The following is a 7,455-nucleotide window of genomic DNA, read 5'->3' as shown; positions in this document are numbered from 1 at the left end:
GTCTCCGAATCAGATCGCGCTCGACGAGACAGTGATTCGGATCAACGACCAGCAATTCTGGCTGTACGCCGCTGCAGACCCGCAAACCAGCGATCTGCTTCACGTCCGGTTGGTTTCCACGACCACGACATCGTTAACCGAGATCTTTCTTCGCGAATTACGAGACAAACACGATGTCGAAACTGCTGTCTTTCTCGTTGATGGCGCTCAACACCTCCAAACTGCGCTTTCCCGAGCCGGACTCCGATTTCAGATGTGTCGCCACGGAAATCGGAACGCTGTCGAACGGATCTTTCGAGAGCTGAAACGCCGAACGTCGTCGTTCTCAAATTGTTTCAGCCACGTTGAACCGGAAACAGCAGAATAACGGAAAATATGATGTCGGGATTGAACATTCGAAATATAGGTCAAAAGTTGATGACAGGGTAGACATGTTGTATTATTCAGCAGCCAGTCTGAGGTACTGTTTCGAATTACAATAGTACGGTTGTTATCTATAAGCGATGAATTGACGAGTACGAGCTGATCAAAACCATAGAATTACACTAACACGGGAGTTATGAATGTATTCTATCGTCGTCATTCTTCTACAGTGGAGTAAGGATTTAGTAGTTATCACATTTACACTATTGTAATAAAAATCAGCAGGGAGAGTTTTAGTCCTCACTCGCTAACTCTGAAGAGATGTTCGATCGGTTCGCCTCTATTGATTTTTCAATTTCATTGATCGTATTCTGGAGGGCGTCAACTAACTCATTTTTCAACCGATTTTCCGGGATGCGGTATATCGGTCCGCCAAGTGTGACCGCACCCAGAACGGACCCATCAATTCCGTCTACAGTCGCACCGATTCCGTGGTAGCCATCAAAACACTCGTTATTGTTGTACGCATAGCCGCGTTCCGAAATAACCTCCAATTCATTAAATAATTCATCCCTATCAGTGATCGTGTTCTCTGTTTGCTGTGGAAGACCATGCTGGTTAAGAATTTCGTGTACACGTTGGTCGGGTAGATCCGCCAAGATAGCTTTTCCCGCTGCTGTGTTATGAGCATATAACCGTACGCGGTTATGATCGATGTTTTCTGAATGATAGAGGATATTAATTCTACCGGCTTCCTCGACAAGAAATTCCGTTTCTGCCTCGAATTCGTCTTCTAAGTATTGTATTTCGTTCTTAACAAGCTGATAACTCGGTTTTCGGGTTTCTGCTGCGACGCTAAACTCCTTGGACCGAATTCCCATCCAGTATCGGCCGTTTTCACGGATAACAAGGCCTGAATTCGTGAGGGTATTTAAATGTGTGTATAATACACTTCTTGATGTATCGAACTCGGTAAGCAGATCAGAGATTGTTGCACCGTTTGCTCGTCTGATGGCGTCAAGAAGACGAATCGCCTGCTCCGTTGTACTGTGTACATTTTCTTTGTTGGTTTTTCCCATACCACCATCTTATATCTCCTATAACTTAAAAGTATATCTATACTGAACATTCTTAAATATACCTAGACCAGAGGCAAGGATGTCAAGGTTAGAAGATCGCAATGTGAAATGCTGCGAAGGCTTTGACCCAGCGGTCGACCGATTTCCAGGAGCTATAGAGGGGAACCGGTTGTAGAAGAGCCTGGTTCGGTACTTCAGCAGGCCGAACCATACCTCGACGAGAGACCGTTCCCCCCACGTGTCTCGGCGTGACTCACAGAGATCGAGGTCATCAAGCGGCCAGTTGTACCACGGACCGCGATCGACGAGGACAACAGGATCGCCACGACACCGCTTCAACACTTGCTTGATGACAAGCAACGCGTCGAGGTCAGATCGGCGAGACCTCGAACGTCTCCACATCAAGCGCTGCCCAGACGTAGACCTCGGTCTCTTCGACTTTGATCTTTGTCTCTCCGATTGGATCGTCGAGTACTGATCGGGCTCGGGATCGAATAGGTGCGCCAGTTTGTGATACCACTAGCGCACGGCCTCATACTACCGTCCGATCATCTTCTCGACGCACCGATACGACAATCCAGCGTGATACAAGAACTTGGCCTCAACGCGCTGCTCCGTCGACGTATCTTCACGCGAAAATATTTCTTGCTCGCGTGCTTGCTCAACCACGCGACCGAGCATTGCTGAGCCACCAACTTACTCTTGCTCGGCCGCTTCCTTCACGCTAAGGTTGACACCCTTTTCTTGCTGCCTACGATCATACACTTAATGCACGGTTGGACATCGAATTATACGGCCAGCGCTGGATGGCCGACACCGTCTTTTCGGCCATCAAGCATCGATTTGGAACCGTTGTCCACCCCCGCGCGTGTACCGCGAGTTCGCGGAACTCTTGTTGACCGCCGCGGTCTATAGCCTCGAACAAGCGCTCAAACAGTGATCCCGAAGCTGTCATCGGATCCAACAAACCATACTTAAGTTAACACCACGGTTGACTTCTTCGACCGGTGGACCACCCCTATTATCGAAAATTCTACGTATCAGGGGTTATATGTTGACTCACTCTCTCGATTCGATAATGGCAGCGGAAAAGCTCCGCAACGTCTCTAGAAACGCGAAACTCGTTGTCGGCATCGTGAGTGGGGCAGAGTTCGTCAATCATATGTTTTTGGTGCTCCTCCCACCGATTCTGGGGATACTGACGGAAGATTTTCGCACGACCATCTCTGTGCTCGGATTGGCGATGGGGTTCCAACGATTCTCGACGACGATTTTCCAGCTCCCCTTCGGGTGGGTCGCAGACACCTACGGCCGAGTCTTCTCTATGGGTCTCGCAATTTGGATCGGTGGCGCAGGCGTGTTCGTGGTAGCTCTTTCTCCGTCGATTCCAGCGTTATTCCTTGGTGTGGCACTTATCGGGCTAGGAATTGCGGGACACCATCCGAGTCACTATCCCCTGATATCCGGCGCAGTTCCCGAAGCGGTCCGGGCACGTGCGTTCAGTATGCGTGGTTTTGCAGGCGCGCTTGGATTCGGAACCCCACCGGTGCTCATCACTGCTGTGCTCACTGTTCCAGGGTTGATCTGGCGACATGCACTCACACTTATCGGAACTCTCGGAGTGCTATACGGCGTTGTTGCCTACTTACTTCTGCGTAGAATTACTGATGAATCCGTGGAAACCGAAGCATACCGCGAGAATACAAGCGAATCCGAGTCCAGAAGAAGCAGAATATACGCAGAGATCACGTCGATCCTCTCGTCGCCGGCTGTCCTCGCCGTAGCATTTCTCTCGTTCGTTTGGTCGCTGACAAGCAACGGTATCACATCGTACACTGTCGTTATGTTGACCGACGGGTACGGACTCAATTTGGGCACTGCAAACCTCACGTTCTCCCTTATGTTCGGGGCTGGAGCTGTGATGGCCCTCGTCGGTGGCGCATTGACTGACCGCTTCTCTGCCGGCTCAGTACTACTCTCGACGATCGCACTCGCCGGTGTGCTACTTGCTCTGTTCGCCTCGCTGCTGTTACCGGCAGCACTGGTCATTCCAGTCGCGATCACGATCGGTGGCGTTCGTATGGCTGGCGGTCCGAGTCGATCGACGCTCATCGACCGTTTCTCTGACCCAGAATCCCTCGGCAGAAGTTTTGCAGTAATGACCATCGGACTTATGCTCGGTGGGGCCGTCGGCCCAACCGTATTCGGAATCTTGATCGATAATATCGGCCTCCAAGTTGCATTTCTTACGATGTGTGGGGTGGCGTTGATCGCACTCCTAATTGCACTCGGCATCGTCGTCCGCTACGATAACTACGCCGTAGACACGATTCGTAGCATCCGCTCTTGACTCGACGCAGTCCCGGAGACTTAGGTAGTGATCTGAATCGAACTGACGCGAGGAATCAGTCTGCTGGTGAGATCCAATTAGGTATTGGGGAATAACATCTCGGAGTTGTATAATTCGTATGTCAAGATTTCCTTCGAAATTGAAAGTTGGTGGACGTGCATCCGAACGAATCCCTGCTCGCTGACAGTCTCTCGCAAGTGGTCTACCGTCGTATATTCGTAATAGAGCGGGACGAACACCGCTGTTCCCTTGTGGCGATCTTCTCCGACGACGAGGCAATAAGCGATTCCATCACCTTCCGAATATCGGTCGGCTGTCGGGTACTCGAACATACAGTAACTCAAATCCCTCTGTTCACCACTAAAAATAACTAGTCAATGACTGGCCGCGATTAGTTGATAACCGTCCCTTCTTCTAGACGGGTACCGTGCTCGAACCGGTCAGCGGTGAGCATCGAGATATCCACGAGTGACGCCGATCCGTCGACAATTATCTCTGAAACCAGTTTTCCTGCTGCCGGTGACTGCATAAAGCCGTGGCCGGAGAAACCGGCGACGACAACGAACCCGGGGATCGTTTCCTCGATTATTGGATGGTGGTCCGGCGTCATCGAGTAGAGACCGGCCCAGCCGCGTTTGATCTCTGTGCTCGGGCCGAAGTAGTCTGCTACCCGAGATAGTTCTTCGATGACCTGCCCTGACCAGTCAAGCGAGATCCGCTCAGAGAAGTCGTCGGGGTCCATACTTGGGTCAGACTTGTCGAAGTGGCCGCCGCAGACAACCGATCCTTCGCGCTCTGGACGGAAGTGGACGCCGATATTTTGGTCTATCGTGAATGGGACCGACTCGGGAACTGGCGTTTCGGGATCCGCAACCAACAGTTGCCGGCGCTTGGGAGAGATGGGAAGGTCAAGGCTGGCCATTCTGCCGATCTGCGGTGCCCACGGTCCGGCGGCATTGACGACGTAGTCGGCATCTATGCTCTCATCTTGTGTTTCGACGCCGGTGACTCGTCCTGACTCATCCGTGGTGATGTCGGTTACTTCTACCTTCGTTCGAATGTTGACGCCGGCTTCTCGTGCTGCCTCGGCGAACCCTTGGAGTCCCAGATGCGGGTCCGCGATGCCGTCGTCTGGCGTGTACGTAGCGGCAACGTAGTTCTCCTTTCTTAGTTCCGGACATACCTCCTTCGCCTCGCTAGGATCGAGTATTTTGCTGTTGACGCCGACTTCTTGCTGTTTCCGGGCACTTTCTTTGAGCTGTGCCGCGGTATCCTCGGTTCGGGCCAGGAACATATATCCTGGACGACGGTACGTTATATCCGTTCCGAACTCAGACTCGAATGATTCCCATACATTGATGCTTTCCTTCGAGAGTTTCGCACTGACAGGTGAGGAGAATTGAGCTCTGATGCCGCCGTTCGCGCGGTCAGTGCTCCCCTTACCTAAGTTACGCTTCTCCAAGAGAGTGACTTCTGCTCCTTTCTTACGGAGGTAATATGCGGACGCAACACCGATGATACCTCCACCTATCACAATGACTTGCACACAGTCATCCAGTGACCACTAAATTAAAACTTTTGCGAGTTTCCCTATACCGGACTGTTTGATATCAACCAACTTCAATTCCTTTGACCTCAGTTCTTCGTTTCAACAAAGTGAGATTAGTTCAGTACGGAATAATATTGCTCTTGATATCTTTGGGATAGTATGTAATTTCCTCAACTCCACTATCGGTGATAAACACTGTATCGGAGTGACGATAGCCAGCGAGATCCGGAACGAACAGTGCAGGTTCGACAGTATATGCCTGTCCGGGCTGCAGAACTACATCACTGCCACGATCTAAGAAATCACGTTCATGGACGCCTAATCCAATATTGTGACCGGTGTGGTGTTGCGTATAGTCGAGGAGATGTTGCTCCTTACAGTAGTCGTGAACTGCCTGATCGACTTTGGCGACGGGCACGCCGGGTCCCATCATCTCGATGGCGAGCGATTGCATTTCGAGCATATGTTCGAAGTAATCTCTGTGTTGCGCGCTCGCTTCGCCGATGAACATCGTCCGTTCCAACTCGGTAAGATACCCTGACACGTTGGCCGTCGCACCGGTGATGAGGATGTCACCGTGTTCGAGGCAACGGTTTTCTGTGAGTCCGTGAGGTAGAGCAGTATTCGGCCCGGAGAGGAAGCCACACGACGCCGGGAATTCACCTCGGAGGTGGGAATCGTACTGACTTCCGAGCGTATCCAGCATCGCCATCGAAGCGTCGAGACTCGCTCGCTTTGCGACCCAAAGTTCGTGGCGGCCGGGTTCAGCGTACTCGTCTAGCTTTTGATGGGCCAAATTTCCCCACTTCGCCGACTCGCGCATTAACTCCTGTTCGACCTCTGACTTTGTACGTCGAAGGTTCGGTATCCACTCGACGGTTTCGACGGAAACCTCCGCAAATTTGCTCATCGGTTGGCCGGAGTAGCCCCAGTACCCTGGGGCACCATCCATATCTGCTACAACGTCCGACACGTCGAGAGTTGTGAGCATAGTAGAAATAGTTTTTTCGGGGGTCGATGACGTGTGCTGATAGTACGTCGAACCTTTGCACTCACCGCCCGGATAGTCGTAATAGTGGTAGACCTGATCGATGAGGGGGACCTGACCTTCGTCGATACGGTCTAGTTCAAGTCGAGGGACCGTAATCGCAATATCCGACTGAGTAATCGTAAGACATACTGGTCGTTCTGTCTGGAGATGATGAAAACCGCTCAGCCATTCGATGTCCTTCGCTGTGTAGAGGCAGAGTGCGTCTTTGTCTGCATTTCGTAACTTCTCTCTGACAGTTTTGACCCGACTTTCGAACTCGTCGGTAGGTACACTGGTTAGTGCCATCTATTACCAGTGTTTAGGACGTGGTATTAAATGTTTGTGAGTGACCATACTACACCTGATTTTCATAATATTTGTGATAAATAAAGAACAGTTATTGTGTAACTACAATCAGGCATTCGTCTTTAGTTAAGGAATCGCAAGACAGCAGCACGATTGCTTCGCTATGCAAGTAGCAGCTGAGATCTATTATGACAATCTTTTGATCTAAATTGGAATGAGCCGATAAGCTTACCGTGCACCTAGTGCACGTATTTTTGAGACGTCTAAGATTATGACTCGAACCAAAATGGGCGTCTCCGTCCGAACTGAACTCGTTGAAGAGCTCGATACACTCGTCGATGAGTGCTCAGATCTCGGAGCAAGCCGCTCCGAGATCGTTGAAGCGATCCTCGCAGCATATTTGCAGAATGATGAAGAGAGAATAGAAAAAACCCGAGAGCTGGTTATCCGCAATAGGAAACGATCTAACTCGTAGAGAAGTCCGTGCACCAAGTGCACGAACTTCTTAGAGCGTTTTTCGAAATCACAAATTGACTGTGTTCATATCGACACCGTCTTAGACGAATAGAAGACTACTCTCTGCCATCTGATCCCGTCGCTGTACCGCGACTTCGCTCTTAACTAAAGACGAATGCTACAATCAGGTTAGCACCTGGTACCAACACAGTCATCGGGCGGGTAGGTTACTAACCGTAGTCCTCGTTATCGGTTACTGGAGACCGAAGTGAATCGATGCGGACGAGGACTTCTATATCGGAGGCGAACAGTACCCGGCTGT

General features: G+C 50.8%; 7 protein-coding genes. 3 read left to right on the top strand and 4 right to left on the bottom strand.

Translation table 11 applies throughout. The annotated features are described in order from the left end of the window. Positions 1 to 367, top strand: a 367-nt coding sequence (locus BLV25_RS16075; protein WP_143114506.1) for a DDE-type integrase/transposase/recombinase, incomplete at its 5' end; no start/stop codon positions are given. Between the two features lie 289 nt (positions 368 to 656). On the opposite strand, the gene BLV25_RS16070 is transcribed toward BLV25_RS16075, so the two are convergent. Then, entirely contained in the window at positions 657 to 1,442 is a 786-nt protein-coding gene (locus tag BLV25_RS16070; protein ID WP_092735358.1) for an IclR family transcriptional regulator, read from the bottom strand. A 1,078-nt stretch (positions 1,443 to 2,520) separates the two neighbouring features. On the opposite strand from BLV25_RS16070, the gene BLV25_RS16065 reads away from it, so the two are divergent. After that, a complete protein-coding gene (locus tag BLV25_RS16065; RefSeq protein WP_176819523.1) occupies positions 2,521 to 3,792 on the top strand; it encodes an MFS transporter in 1,272 nt (423 codons plus the stop codon). 77 nt (positions 3,793 to 3,869) lie between these two features. Here the strand turns inward: BLV25_RS16065 and BLV25_RS18275 are convergent, their stop codons facing one another. The 3 genes from BLV25_RS18275 to BLV25_RS16050 all read right to left on the bottom strand — a co-directional run bounded on the left by BLV25_RS18275 (position 3,870) and on the right by BLV25_RS16050 (position 6,677). Further along, a complete protein-coding gene (locus tag BLV25_RS18275) occupies positions 3,870 to 4,124 on the bottom strand; it encodes a DUF7529 family protein (protein ID WP_092735354.1) in 255 nt (84 codons plus the stop codon). Positions 4,125 to 4,183: 59 nt separating this feature from the next. After that, positions 4,184 to 5,338 (bottom strand): NAD(P)/FAD-dependent oxidoreductase, encoded by a 1,155-nt coding sequence (locus BLV25_RS16055; protein WP_092735352.1) that lies wholly within the window; start codon positions 5,336 to 5,338, stop codon positions 4,184 to 4,186. A gap of 121 nt (positions 5,339 to 5,459) precedes the next feature. Then, positions 5,460 to 6,677, bottom strand: a complete 1,218-nt coding sequence (locus BLV25_RS16050) for a M24 family metallopeptidase (protein ID WP_092735350.1) — start codon at positions 6,675 to 6,677, stop codon at positions 5,460 to 5,462. Positions 6,678 to 6,963: 286 nt separating this feature from the next. Between BLV25_RS16050 and BLV25_RS17085 the strand changes: the two genes are divergently transcribed. After that, entirely contained in the window at positions 6,964 to 7,152 is a 189-nt protein-coding gene (locus BLV25_RS17085; RefSeq protein WP_143114505.1) for a hypothetical protein, read from the top strand. The last annotated feature ends 303 nt before the right edge of the window (positions 7,153 to 7,455 follow it).

The sequence above is a fragment of the Halopenitus persicus genome (genome assembly GCF_900107205.1).
GTDB classification, from domain to species: Archaea; Halobacteriota; Halobacteria; order Halobacteriales; family Haloferacaceae; genus Halopenitus; species Halopenitus persicus.
Note: the sequence above shows the minus strand (reverse complement) of the source record. Positions and strands in the feature narration are given on the sequence as shown.